General features: G+C 67.4%; 19 protein-coding genes and 1 pseudogene. 10 read left to right on the top strand and 10 right to left on the bottom strand.

From position 1 onward, the window contains the following. The first annotated feature begins 96 nt into the window (after nucleotides 1-96). Entirely contained in the window at nucleotides 97-441 is a 345-nt protein-coding gene (locus tag NJ4_RS25520) for a hypothetical protein (protein WP_067430728.1), read from the top strand. 54 nt (nucleotides 442-495) lie between these two features. Here NJ4_RS25520 and NJ4_RS24995 read toward each other — a convergent pair. From NJ4_RS24995 to NJ4_RS04270, 6 genes and pseudogenes are all read right to left on the bottom strand, one after another. Further along, nucleotides 496-768 (bottom strand): annotated as a pseudogene (locus tag NJ4_RS24995) (integrase core domain-containing protein); the annotation flags it as partial. A 398-nt stretch (nucleotides 769-1,166) separates the two neighbouring features. Further along, entirely contained in the window at nucleotides 1,167-1,370 is a 204-nt protein-coding gene (locus NJ4_RS04290) for a YgaP family membrane protein (protein ID WP_067430721.1), read from the bottom strand. 318 nt (nucleotides 1,371-1,688) lie between these two features. After that, the gene (locus NJ4_RS04285) at nucleotides 1,689-3,854 is read right to left on the bottom strand and encodes an MMPL family transporter (protein ID WP_067430718.1); all 2,166 of its coding nucleotides are present in this window, start codon (nucleotides 3,852-3,854) and stop codon (nucleotides 1,689-1,691) included. 38 nt (nucleotides 3,855-3,892) lie between these two features. Continuing rightward, entirely contained in the window at nucleotides 3,893-4,717 is an 825-nt protein-coding gene (locus tag NJ4_RS04280; protein ID WP_067430712.1) for a sulfite exporter TauE/SafE family protein, read from the bottom strand. Nucleotide 4,718: 1 nt separating this feature from the next. Further along, nucleotides 4,719-6,197 carry an MBL fold metallo-hydrolase gene (locus NJ4_RS04275; RefSeq protein ID WP_082748162.1) on the bottom strand — a complete coding sequence of 493 codons (1,479 nt, stop codon included), beginning with the start codon at nucleotides 6,195-6,197 and terminating at the stop codon, nucleotides 4,719-4,721. 8 nt (nucleotides 6,198-6,205) lie between these two features. Beyond that, a complete protein-coding gene (locus NJ4_RS04270) occupies nucleotides 6,206-6,508 on the bottom strand; it encodes a rhodanese-like domain-containing protein (protein ID WP_067430709.1) in 303 nt (100 codons plus the stop codon). 142 nt (nucleotides 6,509-6,650) lie between these two features. Between NJ4_RS04270 and NJ4_RS04265 the strand changes: the two genes are divergently transcribed. From NJ4_RS04265 to NJ4_RS04225, 9 genes are all read left to right on the top strand, one after another. After that, complete coding sequence (locus NJ4_RS04265) at nucleotides 6,651-7,055, top strand: DUF302 domain-containing protein (protein WP_067430706.1); 405 nt, start codon at nucleotides 6,651-6,653, stop codon at nucleotides 7,053-7,055. Continuing rightward, nucleotides 7,055-7,321: a metal-sensitive transcriptional regulator gene (locus tag NJ4_RS04260; RefSeq protein WP_067430698.1), complete on the top strand. Its 267-nt coding sequence runs from the start codon at nucleotides 7,055-7,057 to the stop codon at nucleotides 7,319-7,321. The genes NJ4_RS04265 and NJ4_RS04260 overlap by 1 nt, the downstream gene beginning before the upstream one ends. Continuing rightward, nucleotides 7,308-7,829 carry a rhodanese-like domain-containing protein gene (locus tag NJ4_RS04255; RefSeq protein WP_067430692.1) on the top strand — a complete coding sequence of 174 codons (522 nt, stop codon included), beginning with the start codon at nucleotides 7,308-7,310 and terminating at the stop codon, nucleotides 7,827-7,829. The genes NJ4_RS04260 and NJ4_RS04255 overlap by 14 nt, the downstream gene beginning before the upstream one ends. A 96-nt stretch (nucleotides 7,830-7,925) precedes the next feature. Further along, complete coding sequence (locus tag NJ4_RS04250; RefSeq protein WP_067430687.1) at nucleotides 7,926-8,165, top strand: YgaP family membrane protein; 240 nt, start codon at nucleotides 7,926-7,928, stop codon at nucleotides 8,163-8,165. Between the two features lie 10 nt (nucleotides 8,166-8,175). Further along, on the top strand, nucleotides 8,176-8,943 hold the full coding sequence (locus tag NJ4_RS04245) for a sigma-70 family RNA polymerase sigma factor (protein WP_067430684.1): 768 nt from the start codon (nucleotides 8,176-8,178) through the stop codon (nucleotides 8,941-8,943). A 125-nt stretch (nucleotides 8,944-9,068) separates the two neighbouring features. Then, entirely contained in the window at nucleotides 9,069-9,638 is a 570-nt protein-coding gene (locus NJ4_RS04240; protein WP_067430681.1) for a DUF2243 domain-containing protein, read from the top strand. Between the two features lie 13 nt (nucleotides 9,639-9,651). Next, a complete protein-coding gene (locus tag NJ4_RS04235) occupies nucleotides 9,652-10,569 on the top strand; it encodes a cytochrome c oxidase assembly protein (protein ID WP_217996750.1) in 918 nt (305 codons plus the stop codon). A gap of 14 nt (nucleotides 10,570-10,583) precedes the next feature. Beyond that, nucleotides 10,584-11,990, top strand: coding sequence for a cytochrome ubiquinol oxidase subunit I (locus tag NJ4_RS04230; RefSeq protein ID WP_067430678.1), 1,407 nt, complete (start codon nucleotides 10,584-10,586; stop codon nucleotides 11,988-11,990). Further along, complete coding sequence (locus NJ4_RS04225; RefSeq protein ID WP_067430675.1) at nucleotides 11,987-12,988, top strand: cytochrome d ubiquinol oxidase subunit II; 1,002 nt, start codon at nucleotides 11,987-11,989, stop codon at nucleotides 12,986-12,988. Before NJ4_RS04230 ends, NJ4_RS04225 begins: the two co-directional genes overlap by 4 nt. Nucleotides 12,989-13,593: 605 nt before the next feature. On the opposite strand, the gene NJ4_RS04220 is transcribed toward NJ4_RS04225, so the two are convergent. The 4 genes from NJ4_RS04220 to NJ4_RS04205 are packed head-to-tail and all read right to left on the bottom strand — an operon-like array spanning nucleotide 13,594 to nucleotide 16,334. Continuing rightward, entirely contained in the window at nucleotides 13,594-14,508 is a 915-nt protein-coding gene (locus NJ4_RS04220; RefSeq protein WP_082748161.1) for a cytochrome c biogenesis CcdA family protein, read from the bottom strand. After that, nucleotides 14,505-15,212 (bottom strand): DsbA family protein, encoded by a 708-nt coding sequence (locus tag NJ4_RS04215; RefSeq protein WP_067430672.1) that lies wholly within the window; start codon nucleotides 15,210-15,212, stop codon nucleotides 14,505-14,507. Before NJ4_RS04215 ends, NJ4_RS04220 begins: the two co-directional genes overlap by 4 nt. Further along, nucleotides 15,205-15,672: a hypothetical protein gene (locus tag NJ4_RS04210; protein ID WP_067430670.1), complete on the bottom strand. Its 468-nt coding sequence runs from the start codon at nucleotides 15,670-15,672 to the stop codon at nucleotides 15,205-15,207. Before NJ4_RS04210 ends, NJ4_RS04215 begins: the two co-directional genes overlap by 8 nt. Next, entirely contained in the window at nucleotides 15,669-16,334 is a 666-nt protein-coding gene (locus NJ4_RS04205) for an ArsR/SmtB family transcription factor (protein ID WP_217996748.1), read from the bottom strand. The genes NJ4_RS04210 and NJ4_RS04205 overlap by 4 nt, the downstream gene beginning before the upstream one ends. Between the last annotated feature and the right edge of the window lie 247 nt (nucleotides 16,335-16,581).

Raw genomic sequence — 16,581 nt, 5'->3', positions numbered from 1 at the left:
TTGTCCACAGGGGCCAGAGTTGGTTGTCACGGCACTCCGGTCCCGCGCTACCCCGGAGAGATGACATCAGTTCGTTCGTCCGAAGGGAATGCCGCCATGATCTTGATGCTTTCGGTCCGCCTGGCCGCAACAGGCCATGCCTACCTGGACGCTTACGCGCCGACCAACATCCTCATCCGCAGCCTGCGCGCTCCCGACGGCCAGCGGATGGCTGTACCCGTCTCCGCAATGCTGGCGGTGGCCTACGGAATGGCCGGAGCCGGGCTGACGTCGCTCATCGAGTACGGCGGCTCTGGCTGGCTGAATCCACTCGTGATTCTGTGCGCCTGGAACACGATCAAGTTCGGTTGGGTTTCAGTGGCCTCCGCGGCATGCAGCGCCAGGCGAATTGTTGCTCACCCACTGCGATCTCGCCGGCGAGCGAAAGTGCACGGCGCATAGCCAGGTGTATCCGGCCACCACGTTGGTCACAGGCACCTGATCGGGGGCCTGCTTGCCTCCGAGTGATCTGTGGCGTCGGACAGTGTTGTAGTGCTTGAGCCAAGGTGCAGGGGCGGTCGCGCGGTCGTGGTTGCTGGTGAAGGGTTGGCGGTGGGCCCACTCTGTGGCCAGGGTGCGGTTGAGTAGCTCGGCCTTGCCGTTCTGCCAAGAACAGTGGGGCTTGATGAATTTCTGCTTCGCCCCGAGTGTGGCGCATACCCGCTTGATGTCGTTTGAGTGCCGTTAGGCGAAAGGGTTGTCGGTCATGACCCGCTCGATCCGGGTGACGGCGAACGCCCGGACGTGAAGGCCAAGATGTACGAGGTCATCGGCGCCTCCGTAGGCGATGGGCTCAAGTAGATCCTCGATGAACGTGCCCCGGCGACCGACCACCTTGCCGAAGCAGGCCTCGCTGACGATGTAGGCGACCCGATTCTCCACGGAGCCAAGATGCCTTCGCGTGACTGCGAGCGCCTCGTAGGAGATGTCGAGCACTGTGATGTCCTCGTGGCCCTCGGCGAGGAGCGCGTCGGGGAGCCGGGACACGCCGGCGCCGATGTCGACCGCCGGGCCGGGCTTCGCGCAGGAGTTTCACGGAGTGGTGGTTGCGTCGCGTCGAACCACTAGACCGTGTCGAGGTTGCGCGAGCGGAAGACGGCGGTTCCAGTGACCAGCGTCCTCGTCGCTCATCGGAAGGCGCAGCCACCGCTGACACCGAGCCGACGGAAGATGACGGCGGCGGGGCAGAACCCGGTGATGCTCGACTGAAGCAGGTTGAGCCCGACGAAGGCGGTCAGCAGCAGCCACCACGGTGATAGGAGGGCCACCAGCAGGGCGCTGAGCAGGGTCATGGTGCCGGCGAGGAGGAGCACGGCACGGTCGAGGTTCATGGCTTGCCTCTGAAGAGGCGGCTGAAGAAGCTGGAGCCGGCCTCGTGGGGGTGACCTGCGCACCGGTCAGCGCGCGGGACGCGGGCGAGGACCTGGTCGACGTGTTGGCCGCAGCCGGCCCAGGTGGTTTTGCCGCATTTCTTGCAAGTGACTGCTCGGCACATGGTGGAGCTCCTTCGGTTCGAGGTGGTGCAGGAAATGAGTGAAGGTGTTGCGACGGTGATGGAGGTGTGGTCCGGACGCCCGCGGGGGTGGGGGTAGGGCGTCCGGACCGCGTGCTGCGGCGTAGGGGGATATGCCGCGGTTGTCGAGGGGTGTTCAGCCGTGCGAGAACGTGATGGTCGGCAGCACTTTGCGCAGCCAGGCCGGCGACCACCAGGCCGCCTTGCCGGTGAGGCGCAGCATGACCGGCAGCAGCACGAGGCGCACGAGGAAGGCGTCGAGCAGCACGGCGACGCCGAGCACGATGCCCATCTCCTTGGGTGGTAGCGGGCCGGAGAGTGCGAAGGTGAAGAACACCGCGACCATGACCGCGCCGGCGGCGAAGATGACGCGTCCGGAGTGGGCCAGCGAGCCGACCATCGCGTCCTTCGGGTCGCCCGAGTGCTCGTAGTGCTCCTTGGCGGAGGCCAGCAGGAAGACGGTGTAGTCCATTGCGATCGCGAAGATCATCGCGAAGAAGAACACCGGCGCCCACGCGTCCAGGAAGCCCTGGCTTTCGAAGCCGAAGAAGTCGGCGCCGATGCCTTCCTGAAAGATCAGCCGTGCGACGCCGAAGGCGGCGGCGGTCGAGAGCAGGCTGGCCAGTGTGCCGAGCAACGAGATCAGCGGCGCTTGGAGCGCCACCAGCAGCAGGAGGAAGCCGAGAACGAGCACGACGCCGATCACCAGCGGTGTGGAGTCGTCGAGCTGGGCTTTGAGGTCGAGGTTCTCCACCGCCGCGCCTCCGACGAGTGCGCTGTCGGGCAGGTCGGTGCGCAGCCGGTCGACGGTGTCGCTGAGGGCGGGGTCGGACGGGTCGACGGTCGGGACGGCCTGGATGAGGACCAGCCCGCTGTCGTCGGCTGCCGGCATGGCGGGCATCGCGCCGGCGATGCCGGGGTCGGAGGCGAGCACGGTCTTCGCGGTGTCGGCGTCGGATGCCTTCATCACGATCTGGAGTGTGCCGGGTGCACCTTCACCGAAGGACTCCTGGACCAGGTCGTAGCCGATCCGGGCGCTGGCGTCCTCGGGCAGGACTTTGATGGAGGGCATGGCGGTCTTGAGTCCGATGATCGGTGCGGCCAGGGCGAGCAGCACGATGAGCGCGCTCAGACCCCAGACGACGGGGCGCTTCCACAGTCGCTCGCCCCAGGCGGCGAACTTCGGGGAGCGGTGCTCGCCGGTCTTGGCCCAGGGCAGTGACAGTTTGTTGATCTTGTGGTCGAGCTTGAACAGCACCAGTGGCAGCAGGGTGAGGGTGGCGGCTAGGACGAAGACGACCGAGAGCATGATTCCGCCGGCCATCGAGCGGAAGGACGGCGAGGGCACCAGCATCACCGCCGACAGTGAGATCAGGACGGTGGCGCCGGAGAGCAGAACGGCCTTGCCGGCGGTGTCCATGGTCTCGGCTACGGCTTGGCGTGCGGAGTTGCCTGACCCCATGCGGGAGGCGCGGTAGCGGACGACGAGGAACAGCGCGTAGTCGATGCCGAGCGCGAGCGCGAACATCATCGCGAAGTTCATCGCCCAGATCGAGACCGGGACGAGCTCGTTGATGAGGACCAGGGAGCCGGCGGAGGCGACGAGGCCGGCGAGGGTCAGGATCAGCGGCAGGCCGGCGGCGACCAGCGCGCCGAAGGCGAGCACGAGGATGGCCATGGTGACGGGCCAGGAGACCATCTCGGACTTGAGCATCGCCTCGAGGTTGGCTTCGTTGAAGTCCGACCAGAGCAGCGAGGACCCGGTCGGGTTGACTTGGATGCCCTCGACGGAGAGGTCCTGGAGGTCGCCCTTGAGGTCGGTGGCGACACGGACCATCTCGTTGGTGTCGACACCCGCGCCCGCGAGGATGATCGCGGTGCTGCCGTCCTGGCTGATGGTCGCGCCGGGCGTCGGCGCGATCACGTCAGCGATGCGGGGCTCGGCCTCGAGCATCCGGGTCACCCGGGCGAGGACCTCGGCGCCGGGTCCCTCGGTGACGGGTCCGTCGGTGGAGTGCACGACGACCTGGATCGCGGAGGAGGCGTTGCCGCCGAAGCTCTCCTGGGCCAGTTCGCGTGCGGCGACGGACTCCGAGCTGTCGGCCTGCCAGCCGGCGCCGGACAGATTGTGCTCGACCTGGGGGGCGAAGGCGCCCAGGCCGACAATGAGCAGTAGCCAGACGCCGGTGACGAGCTTGGCGTGATTGGTCACCCAGAGGCCGAGGCGGCCGAGGGGTCCGGGTCGGAAGCCGGGGGTGAAGTCGGGGGAGGCGCCCTTCGACGGGGCGGTGGTGGTGCTCATCGATGTTCCGTTCGGTGATGGGTGAGGGATGGGTCTGATCAGAAAAGGGTGGGGACGGCGCTCGCGGCGGTGTAGACGGCGACGCCGAGGATCAGGACGGCGAAGGCGGCCTGGAGCCGGTTGGTGCCGACACGGTCGGCTAGACGTGCGCCTGCAACGGCTGCCGCCGCTGACGTCACGGTGAGGACGGACACGGACGTCCAGTCTGGCTGGGGCCCAGATCCGGCCCGGACGACCAGCGCGGCGGCGCTGGTGATCGTGATGACCACCAGTGAAGTACCGGCGGCGTACTCCATCGGCAGTGCCAGGGCGAGCAGGAGGGCCGGGACGACGAGGAACCCGCCGCCCACGCCCAGGAAGCCGGTCAGTGCCCCGACTACCGTTGCAGTCAACAGCACCTTGAGCGCCCGGGGGCATTGGCAGGCGAACGTGGGGCTGAACGTGATGATCGGATCGTCCAGCGTGGGCCGGGCGGCGTGCCGTGGGTCGACTGCGCGACCGTGACGTAGCTGGCGCCAGGCCAGCATCCCGCCGACCAGCAGCATCAGGGCGGCGAAGGCGGCCAACAGGACGTCCTCGGAGACCCGGTTGGACGCCTCTGCTCCTGCCACCGCCCCGCCGATCGCGACCAAGCCGAAGACCAGGCCGCGGCCGAGCAGCACGTTGCCCGCGCGGTGTGCGGCAATCGCCCCGATCAGGGAGGTAGCGCCCACGACCACCAGCGACCCGGTGGTCGCCTGGGAGGCGGACTGGTCGAGCAGGTACACCAGCACCGGCACGGCCAGGATCGACCCGCCGCCGCCGAGCGCCCCCAAGGACAGGCCGATGAGCGCGCCGGCGGCAACGGCGAGGATCAGGGTCATCTCAGGCGTCGGGCTCGTCGGCGCCCTCGGTAGTGTCGCCCTCGGGGCTCACCAGGTGCAGACCGACCTTCTCGGCGTTCTCGAAGGAATCGTCGACCGCAACGGGGGTGCGGCCGGCGGCGGCGACGAACGAGGCGGCGACCGAGGCGCGGTAACCGCTGGCGCAGTGCACCCACACCTCACCGGCTGGCACCTCGCCGACGCGGCGGGGCAGCTCGTGGATCGGGATGTTGATCGCCCCGTCAATCGCTGCCGCCTCGTACTCGTCAGCGCGGCGCACGTCGAGCACCACGACCTCGCGGTGGTGGCGCACCTGCGCCAGGTCGGCGAAGGTGGCGGTGGGGAAGGTGCCGAGTTCGCCGTCGGTCCAGTCCTGCGGTCCGCCGGTGGCCCGGGCTGCGGGCCGGTCGATTCCGATCCGGACAAGTTCGCGCTGGGCGGTGGCTACATCCTCGGCGGTCTCGCCCAGCAGGGTGACCGGGGTGCCCCACTCGATCAACCAGCCCAGATAGGTCGAGAAGGCACCGTCGAGTCCGAAGTTGAAGGTGCCGGGGGCATGCCCGGCGGCGAAGACGGTGCGCGTGCGCAGGTCCACCACCCACTCGCCTGCCTCGATCCGGCGCCGCAGCTCGGAGGCGGCGGCTTCCTGGACAGGGGAGAGGTCGGGCGCGGACGGGCCAGCGGCGTTGGCCGGTGACATGTGCACGTAGTACGCCGGCCAGGCGCCGAGTCCGTCGAGGAGCTCGCGGACGTAGGTCTCCTCGTCCTGGGTCAGGACCGGGTTCGAGCGCTTCTCGTCGCCGATCGTCGAGGCGGTGGCGTCGGACTGCGTGGCCGAGCAGAACGACCCGAACCCGTGGGTCGGGTAGACCTCGGCCTCGTCGGGCAGCTGCTCGGCGAGCTTGTGCGCCGATGCGTGCTGGTGGCGTACCAGCGCATCGGTGTGCTCCTCCCCGAGCAGGTCGGGCCGGCCGGTGGCGCCGTAGAGCAGCGAGCCGCCAGTGAACACGGCGTACGGCTCCTCGCAGTCAGCCCCGTCGACAGAGAGCGCGTAGGACAGGTGGGTGAAGGTGTGACCGGGGGTGGCGATCGCGCGGACGCGCATCCGGTTGCCGACCTCGACAACGTCGCCGTCGGCGACCGGCGTGCGGTCGAAGGACACCTGGTCCTCGCCGTTGACCAGGTAGGCCGCTCCGGTCGCCTGCGCGAGCGCCAGGCCACCGGTGATGTAGTCGTTGTGGATGTGGGTCTCGAAGACGTGGGTCAGTCCGACGCCGTCGGCCTCGAGTACCTCCAGCACCCGGTCGATGTCGCGCTGAGGGTCGACCACGAGGGCGACCTGGCCGTCGTGGACCACGTAGGTGCGGTCCCCGAGCGAGGGGGTCTCCAAGGTCCGGACGGTCAACCCCTCGGCTGGCCGCTGCTGCGCCTCCTCGGTCGCCGAGGCTGGCGCGGGTGTCTCGGTGGTGTCGTCAGTCATGGTTCGCCTCACTTCTCGATCGGTCGCCCGGAGCGGGCCCAGGCGCTGGTGCCGCCGACGACGTTGATCGCATCGAAGCCGTTGGCGGTCAGGACGTCGGCCATCGCGCTGCTGCGGTTGCCCGAGGCGCAAACCACGTGCACCGGTCGGTTCCGGTCGATCTCGCCCAGTCGGACGGTCAGCTGCCCCATCGGGATGTTGGTCGCACCGGGCACGTGGCCCTCGCGAAATTCAGCAGGTTCACGGACGTCGACTACAGGCGCGCCCTGATCGATCGCCGCAGCGAGCTGGTCGACGGTGGTCTCACGCATACGGGGGACTCCTTTGCTGGCTTGACTACACAACCCCCCGGGGGGTTGTGTCGAACGTTAGCACATCCCCCAGGGGGGTTGTATGATTGTGCGTGCAGGCCAACCACGGGCCTCGTGATCGGTACCCGGGAGGAAAAGACCCATGACGCAGTACACGCTCGAAACCACGGTGCGCCGCCCCTATGACGAGACCGTTGAGTCGGTGCGCGCCGAGCTCTCGGCCGCGGGGTTCGGCATCCTCACCGAGATCGACCTGAAGGCCACGTTGAAGGCAAAGCTCGACGTCGACGTCGCATCCAAGATAATCCTGGGGGCCTGCCGCCCCGAGCTGGCCCACCAGGCGCTGCAGGCGGACCCCTCGATCGCCGCGCTGCTGCCCTGCAACGTCGTCGTCCGGGCCGTCGACGACACCACCACAGTCGTCGAGGCATTCGACCCACACGCCATGATGTCTCTCGCAGGCGAGGCCGACGACAACCTGCGCACCGTCGCGACCGACGCACGGCAGCGGCTGACCGCGGCCCTAGCCGCACTGGAGACAAACTGATGGACCTCGAACCCACCGAGATCAAGGCGATCATCACGCGCATGAAGCGCGCCAACGGACACCTGGCCAGCGTCATCCGGATGATGGAAGAAGGGTCTGACTGCGAGTCCGTCCTCACCCAGTTGGCCGCGGTCAACAAGGCGCTCTCTCGCGCCGGCTACGCCATCGTCGCCACCGGACTGCAGCAATGCCTGACTGAGTCCGATGACGGGCTCGAGGGTGTCGACGTGAAGAAGATGGAGAAGTTGTTCCTTGCCCTCGCCTGAGACCGGGGCCGAGCGGGTCGCCGGCGACCGGGCGCCGGGCGTTCGCATCGCGCTGACATCGCTGGCCGTAGCGCTGGCCGTGCTGGTGGCCGGTTGGGCCGCGTACCAGTCAAGCGAAACGGGACCCACATCCGGCGCCGACTCCGAGAAGAACGGACTCTCGAGTTCGCAAGGCACCGGCCCACCGGCCGAACAAGCGCGGACCGTCGCCGCGCCCGAGACCGTTCGTGAAGCCCTCGACCAAGGAGCGGTGCTTCTCGACGTCCGCACGCCAGAAGAGTTCTCCGCAGGTCATCTCGCCGGTGCACGGCTGGTCGACGTCTCCGCACCTGACTTCGAGGCAGTTGTAGCTGACCTCGACCCGGACCGGACCTACGTCGTGTACTGCGCTTCCGGCAACCGTGCAGGTACCGCCATCGAGACCATGGCACGGCTGGGCTTCGGCCACCTCGTCAACGGCGGCGGGTTCACTGACCTGAGTACCTCCGGCTTGTTCGCGACCGAATAGGCCACGGCCCCACCGCCATTCGGTTTGTATCGAACGGCGTCCCTACTGCGTCTACAGATACACAGCACCACCAATTCGAGGACAACCGGAGGACTGATGAAACTCAACATGGGACGCGCGGACCGCTTGATCCGCACATTCATCATCGCGCCCGCACTCGTAGTCGCGGGGATCGTCATGGGCCCGCTCGGTGCGTTGTCGCTACTCTTCTACGCGCTCGCGGTGATCATGGTGGCTACTTCCGCGGTCGGCACCTGCCCGCTGTACTTGCCGTTCGGGATCCGCACCCTAGGCCGCGACCGACGAACGCCCTCAGCGCCCACTGCAGCGGGGTGAACCCTCGCCGTTGAGCCCAGACTTCGTCGACGAACTCGTTGCGGAACTCCCGCGACTGCGGGCGTATGCCTGGTCGATCACTGGTAACCGACATCAAGCCGAAGACTTGGCGCAGGAGACACTCGCACGCGCCCTTGAACGGCACGACACCTATCGCGGCGACGCCCCGCTCGGGGCATGGCTGCGCCGCATCCTGCACAACTTCGCCGTCGACCAGGGACGCCGTGAGCGGGAGACACCACGTGAGGACGTCGCAGCGATTGCCGACGCTGCATGGAGGGACGACGGCTGGACAGTGGACGCCGCCGCGGTGGTCGAGCGTGCAGGGACAGCAGACGAACTTCGCGACGCCCTGCTCGCCCTACCGTTCAAGTACCGATCCGCGGTCGTTCTCCACGACATGGAAGGACTCACTGTGCCCGCAATCGCCGCCATCCAGTCCGTGTCGTTGTCGGCGGCCAAACAGCGGCTTCGTCGCGGGCGAATGATGTTGGTCGCCGTACTCGAACAGAGGCAGATCCGTCGTCGCGACTCGCAAATGTCGCGGTGCTGGGACGCCCGCTCCCAGATCAGCGACTACGTTGACGGCGAGCTGCCAGACACTAAGCGCCGGCAGCTGGAAGCACACCTTGTGCGATGCCCGAACTGCCCTCCAATTTACGCCAGCCTGGTGGGCGTCACGGCCGCTGTCGGGGCGCTCGGCGATGAGGCTGCGCTCGGCCCGACCCAGCTAGAGCGGACCCGCGAGGCATTGCGGCGGCGGCAGATGAAGCGATGATGACACCAGGAAACGGAAGAGTTGAAGGTGCGCTCCATCGTGGTGCCGCGCTCTGGTGCTGCTGCGCCGAATAGCTCGGCCCGAATGGGGTACTCGTTTGTAAGGCCGAACCTAGGAGATGACTCATGTCCGCAAATGCCCAATCGGAGGACGCAACAACATCAACTCGAGAGCCTCGGAGCCTGGCCACGCCAGGAATCGTGCTCGGCGTCGGGCTCGGCGGGTTTGTCGACGGGATTCTGCTGCACCAACTGCTGCAGTGGCACCACATGCTGACCTCGACCGACAGCGACAACATCGGGGTCCGCTATTACCCCGACAGCACTGTGCACGGGCTGGAGATCAATACCGTGTGGGACGGGCTCTTCCACACCTTCACCTGGGTCATGGTGCTGGTTGGTCTCGCGTTGCTGTACTCGCGAGTCCAGCAGTCGCGAGGACGAGTCTGGAAGTCCCGAGCGCTCTGGGGCTGGGTGCTTGTCGGATGGGGTGTCTTCAACCTGGTCGAGGGAATCGTCGACCATCACATCCTCGGCATCCACCACGTGCGTAGTGGAGACAATCAGATCTGGTGGGATCTGGGGTTCCTCGCGCTTGGAGCACTGTTGGTGATCGGGGGCTGGCTGCTACAGCGCGGTGCCAGCTACTACGACACGGCGGCTGCCTCGATGGGTCCGGACCGCACTCGCTCGTGAGGAGCGCTGGATTATGTTGATCTCCGCGAGAACCCATTTGAATCAGGAGGTACTCGCACACGGGGGCCACCAGGACGAAACTGGGATGTGGACCGTGCTGGCGGGCTTTCTCAGTGTCTGGCTGCCGCTGCTACTCGTCTCCTGTGTGGCCGTCGGCTACGTGTGGCTGGCCATGAGGGAGCGCGGCCGCAGAGGTTGGCCGATGTCTCGAATATTCTTGTTCTTGTTGGGGTCGGCGCTGATCATGGTGGCGCTGGGACCGGGGCTGGACGGCTACGCCGACCGTGACTTCGGTGGACACATGGCACAGCACCTGGTGCTGGCCATGATCGCTCCATTGGCACTCGTGCTGGCAGCGCCGGTCACGCTATTGCTGCGTCAGTTGCCGCACCGTGAGGCGCGACGACTGGGACGTCTGCTGCACACGCGCCCTGTCCGCGTGCTCTCACATCCCTTCGTCGGACTGATGCTGACCAGTGGGGGCCTGATCGTGCTCTACTTCACCCCGTTGTACGCGGTGAGCACCCGCAACGACGCGGTGCACATCGCCGTGCACTTCCACCTTGTCGCCTCGGGACTGTTGTTCGCTTGGGCGATCGCAGGCCCAGACCCCGCGCCGGCTCGGGCGTCGGTGCGGCTCAGGCTAGTGGTACTCGGACTGTCGATTGCGATCCACTCGGTGGTCGCCCAGCTGATCTTCGCGGGTCTCCTTGTCCAGGTCCGGGAGCCGATCGCCGAGATGCAGGCGGCGGGAAACCTTATGTATTTCGGAGGCGACATCGCCGAGTTGCTGCTCGCCGTCGCGCTCCTGGTGACCTGGCGAACAACGCCATCTCCGTCGCGCCCGCTCGGTCGAACCGGGACACCACGCGCCAGCGGAATCCTTGTCACCTCGACGCCCGCCCCCATCCGTGCTGGCGCTGCGGAGTAGGTATCGCTGTTGTGATGATCGACCTGCTCTCTCTAGCCACGGCCGTGGACCCGGAGGGTCTTCTGCCAGCACGCCAACAGATGGCGCTGTCGTTGGGGTGGCACATCATCTTGGCCTGTTTTGGCGTCGCGTTCCCGGCGATGATCTTTGTAGCGCACTGGCGCGGGATCGCGCGCGGCGATGTGGTGGCACTGAGATTGGCGCAGCGATGGGCGAAGGTGTCGGCTGTGTTGTTCGCCATCGGCGCGGTCTCTGGCACTGTGCTGAGTTTTGAGATGGGTCTCCTCTGGCCTGGCCTGATGGGTGAGTTCGGCGACGTGCTCGGGCTGCCGTTTGCACTGGAGGGCCTTTCGTTCTTCGTCGAGGCGATCTTCCTCGGGATCTACCTCTACGGCTGGGGCCGAATGCCCCCACGCCGTCATCTGCTGATGGTGGTGCCAATGGCGGTCGCCGGGGTGGTCGGGACCTTCTGCGTGATCTCGGTCAACGCTTGGATGAACGCGCCGTCCGGGTTCCGGATCGTGGACGGCCAAGTGGTCGATGTCGACCCGTGGGCAGCGATGTTCAACGACATCGTTGTCCTACAGTTCGCCCACATGTGGGTCGCTGCCTACATGGTGGTCGGCTTCACGATCGCCGGCGTGTACGCCGTGGGCATGCTTCGCGGCCGGCGCGACCGCCACCACAGACTCGGTTTCGCGATCCCGTTCGTCTTCGCCAGCATCGCCGCGGTCGCCCAACCTGTGATCGGGCACCTGCTCGGCGGTGACCTCAGCGACCGGCAGCCAGCGAAGCTCGCCGCATTCGAGCTGGCCACCACCACCGAGGCTCCCGCACCCCTGCGGATCGGCGGGGTCTTGGTCGACGGCGAAGTGTACGGCGCGATCGAGATCCCGCGACTCGGATCGATCATCGCTCGGAACTCGCTGACCGCCCCGGTTCCTGGCTTGGACACAATCCCGCCAGAGAATCATCCACCAGTCAACATTACGCACTGGGCATTCCAGACGATGGTCGGCATCGGCACCCTGCTGGCACTGGCCGTGGTGCTCTACTGGATCGTCCGATGGCGCGGTCACGACCTGCGGGACCGGCGGTGGTTCCTGCGGTTCGCCGCCGCCGCCGGACCACTTGCGGTGCTCGCCATGGAGGCCGGCTGGATCGCCACTGAAGTCGGTCGACAACCCTGGATCGTCTACGGCGTGATGCGCACCTCCGAAGCGGCCGGCAGCAACTCCGGGCTGTGGTGGTTGTTGGGCACCACAGCGGTCATCTACACAGCCATGACCGCGGCGGCGGTTACCGTGCTGCGGTCCATGGCACGACGCTGGCGCGAAGGTCAGCAGGAACTGCCCAGCCCCTATGCTCCGCAGGAACCGAACCGCCACTACGACCCTCCATCCGGTAGCGAGTCCTCATGACGCTCGCCGTGGCAGTCGCGGGCGCAATGTTCATCGGACTGGTCGCCTACGCCATCTTGGGCGGAGCCGACTTCGGCTCGGGCTTCTATGACCTGACCGCCGGCAGTACCAGCCGAGGCGCGGAACTGCGCACCCAGGTCGACCACAGCATCGGACCGGTGTGGGAGGCGAACCACGTCTGGCTCATTTACGTCCTGGTGACATGGTGGACTGCCTTCCCCGAGGCGTTCGCCGCCGCGATGTCCACTCTCATCGTTCCCCTACTGTTCGCTCTGCTCGGCATTGTGCTGCGTGGCGCGGGCTTCGCCTTCCGCAAGTACTCAGCCACGATCGGCCAAGCCCGCCTCTACGGCGCGATCTTCGCCGGCTCCTCACTGATCGCTCCCTTCTTCCTCGGAGCCGCTGCAGGTGCCGTCGCCTCGGGGCGCGTCCCGGCCGACGGTGACGGAAACGTCTGGACGTCCTGGATCACCATTACCTCCCTCAGCGTCGGAGCAGTCGCCGTGGCCAGCTGCGCATTCCTCGCTGGCACCTTCCTCACCGCAGACGCGGTCCGCGCCAGCCGTGAACAGCTCGCGGAGCAGCTCCGACGACGAACAATCGGAGTAGGTCTCCTCACCGGCGCTCTGGTACTGGGCGCGCTGGCGTCCATCGCCCAGGACGCACCAACTTTGGCCGAGGGACTCACTGGGCGCGCGGCACCGCTGATCGGCACCTCGATAATCGGAGGCTTCCTGAGCCTGATCCTGCTCTGGTGCCGGCGCTCTGGCGCAGCCCGGTTCGGTGCTCTCTTGGCCGTGGGATCGGTCATCGTCGGATGGGGGATCGCCCAATACCCATGGCTGCTGGTCGACGAGGTCACCATCGCGGAGGCCGCCGGAGCACCGGCTACGCTGCAGTCGCTACTCGTGGTGGCTGCCTTGGCCGGTATCATCGTGCTTCCCGCCCTCGCCTATCTATTCCGGCTGACCCAAACTGATGCCTGGACACACCATTGATCTCGGCCCGCGGGTCGTCGGACGTCATTTCCCCGGACACCATCGGCGGGCCCGGTTTGGAACCATCACACGCCGAGCCATCGGGATTGCTGCTCCTGTGATCGACAGTGCGGCTCCTCGTGGCGCGCGAGCGGATGAGCGGCGGTGACTGGCCGAGCAGACAACCTCGCCCGCATAGTCGGACGGTCGCGCGGACACCGCCCCGACCGCAACGGCAACGGTGGCGCCGCTGTCCCGTACAACGCGTGGAGGACTCACTCCTCACGCCCACCATGGATCACGCTGACCTGCCCGCCGGCTTGGGCGTGGAAGAGGCCGTCGTATTGCCGAGGCGATCACCGCCGCGCATTCGGAGTCAACCCGCGCCATGTGCGACTGGTCCTGCGGTCGAGGATCCCGCACCATCGTGGAACGCACTTACGGTCGGCGCTTACTCCGCGACCGACGACATGGCGGGGCACCCGCCGCCTTCGCTGGATATGTGCCTATCGCGCCCAGATGCGAACTGGCGCCAGTCAGTCGGATCTCGGTGGCCATCGCCGGCTGGACGCGCACCGACATGCTCGTCCGGTACGCACGTGCCGCCTTGCGCGCCGCCGGGCTCGTCATCGGCGCAGGCTGTGGTCCTGGTCGGTGCCGACACGTCCGCTCGGACCTGTTGCCCCGCGCTTGTCGGCGCCCCCGGGGTCACTGTGCCGGTGGCGCCGCCAGGCGAGCGTCGCAGCGCCGAGCAGGACACCCGCTGGCAGCAGCCAGTCCGGGACCGCGGCGGCCCAGTCCGCGATGGCGCGCTGGGCTGAGAACTCGAGGTCGACGGTGTCACCCATGCCGAATGCCCCGGTGATGCCAGCGGTCCCGTCATAGCGCAGGAACACAGCGCCGATGGTGACGAAGAGTAGGCCGGCGACGGCGGAGGTGGTGTGCACGCGCAGCGGTCCCCAAGCCAGGATGCGGCCCTTCAACCAGCGGCGCCCGCCGAGGTCGAAACGGTCCCAGAGCGCCGCGAGGGCCAGCAGCGGCGCGGTCATGCCGAGCGCATAGACGGCGAGTAACGCGCCGCCACGCCACGGCGAGTCCTGGACGGCGGCCACGGTGAGTATCGCTCCGAGTACCGGACCGGAGCAGAACCCGGCCAGGCCGTAGACGCCGCCGAGGATCAGGGTGGAGAGCCAGCCGGAGCTCTCCCGGTTGCTCGACCAGGATTGCAGGCGGCCTGCGAACGGCATGGCGAAGCCCTTGCCGAAGAGCTGGAGGACCCCGAGTCCGATGATGGTCCAGCCAGCCACTGCAATCAGCAGGGGACGGTGTCCATAGAACACCGTGGATGCGGCGGCGACACCGGTACCCATCGGAACCAGCGTGAGCAGCAGACCGCCGTAGAATACCAGCGTCCGCGCCACCAAAGCGCGTTTGCTGGTGAAGGCATAGGCGAAAAACGAGGGCAGAAGCAGGGCGCTGCACGGGGAGAGCAATGAGAGGATCCCTGCCGCGAAGGCCGCGAGCAGGCCGACCTCGGTCACGACGCGTCCGCGGCTTCCTCGATGACCTGCTCGAAGACCTCGGTGGGCTGGGCGCCGACGACGGGGGTGCCGTTGATCAGGAAGGAGGGGGTTCCTGTGATGCCGATGGCCTGGCCCTCCTCGAAGTCGGCGGCCACCAGTTCCCTCGTGGCATCGGACGCCATGTCGGCGCGGAACTGCTCGACGTCAAGGCCGATCTCCTCGGCTACGGACTCGACGTAGGCCTCGTCCAGTCTGCCGCTGTTGGGCGGCAGCTGATCGGCGTACATCACGTCGTGGAACTCCCAGAACTTGTCTTGGGCAGCGGCGGCACGGCCGGCCAGCGCCGCGGTCGTTGATTCGGGCCCCAGGTAAGGGAAGTCGCGCCACTCGATGCGCAGCGTGCCGTCGGCGACATACTGATCCACCAGCGTGGGCGCGGTGTCGCGGGCGAACTTCCCACAGAACGGGCACTGGAACTCCGAGTAGGCGATCAGCACTACTGGGGCGTCGACGTCCCCCTTGGCCATCGGGTCATCTGGCTGGCGGCGGGCGAGCTGCGCGAGCGGGTCATCGCTCGGAGCGGCCCGGGAGGACTCCCTCGCTGAGCCGGATGGTGCTGCCCCGGGAAGGTCGAAGAGCGTGACCAGGAGGGCGATGGCGGCCACGGCAGCCAGGATCAGGGGCAGGGTCGGGCTCTTGGTCGACGTGCGGGACTTAGGCATGGACTTCCTCGGTCGTGGTGGGGCAGGAGAGCTCGCCGAGCAGTCGCATGCGCAGCGCCCAGGCGAGAAGGATGACCGCGGCGATCTGGAGCAGCGGTTGGACCGGTTCGAACCAGGTCATCGCGCCGGCGGAGCCGAGTGCGAGCAGGACGAGCTTGTTGCAGACCGGGCAGCCGACTGCGAAGAAGGTCAGCACGCTCCCCACCCAGCCGCCGCGTGTGGCGGTGCGGTCGGTGACGGTGCGCTCGGGGGTGGCGACATAGGAGGCGAGGAGCACACCGGCAAGCACTGAGGAGACCAGGAGAGATGGCCATGCCCACCAGGTCGGTGGGACCTCGCGGCCGAAGATCGGGGTGTCGATCAGGTCGGTCGGGACGGCGATGAGCAGGACAAAGCCTGCGCCGAACAGCGCGGCGGTCAACCAGCGTCGCGGGGGCCACAGCCTCAGCGCGGTGATCATGCGCCGACCTCGACGGGGTGGCCGTGGGTGCGCCATTCCAGCATCCCGTCCTCGAGCCGGAGGGCCTGGATGCCCTCACCCCCGAGTAGCCGGATGGCGTCGTGGGCGAGCACGCAGTAGGCGCCACGGCAGTAGGCGATGATGCGGCGCTCCTCCCTCAGCTGCTCCACCGCTGAGGACAGTTGGTCGAACGGCAGGTTCCGGGCGCCCGGGATGTGACCCGCGGCGTACTCCTCGGCAGGGCGTACGTCGAGGACGCGTGCGTCGCCGCGATCGAGCAGCTCGGTCAGCTCTTGCCGGGTGATGATGCCGACCTCTCCCGTGCCGGGGAGGTTGAGGTAGGCGTTCAGCGCGCGCTCGACGTCCGCGGAACGCGTGCGAGCGATGGTCAGCATCGCGTCGTACAGCGAAGCCACGTCGTCACCAGCGAGCCGGTAGTAGATCCGGGTGCCCTCGCGGCGGGTCTGCACCAGGTTCGAGAGTTTCAGCACCTGAAGATGCGCCGACACGGTGCTCAGCCCCATGTCCGCCGCGCGGGTCAAGCCCTCGACGGTCCGCTCGCCCTGGGCGAGCAGGTCGACCAGCTCGAGGCGCTTCGCGCTGCCGAAGGCCTTCCCGACCACCGCCAGCTCCTGAAATACGGCGTTCCGTGGCTCACTCATCCGTTCCTCCAATGAATAGTGGAATAGACCCTAGCGGACCGACGCGTACGCCTGTGCGGCGGGGAGGGGGCGGGTCAGCGGAGCTTCAGCAGCCTGCTGAGGACGCCGCCGCCGGTGCGTTCGGCCCTGGGGTGCCCGGGGCGCGACTGTCCGGTAGGCACGCGTGCCTTGACCTGGTTCACGTGCTGGCCGCATCCGGCCCAGGTGGTCTTTACGCAGGTCTTCCATCGTTCGTCCGTCGCGAGGG

Origin of the sequence: Nocardioides jensenii JCM 1364 = NBRC 14755, from assembly GCF_001552535.1 — a bacterium.
Classification (GTDB): domain Bacteria; phylum Actinomycetota; class Actinomycetes; order Propionibacteriales; family Nocardioidaceae; genus Nocardioides; species Nocardioides jensenii.
Note: the sequence above shows the minus strand (reverse complement) of the source record. Positions and strands in the feature narration are given on the sequence as shown.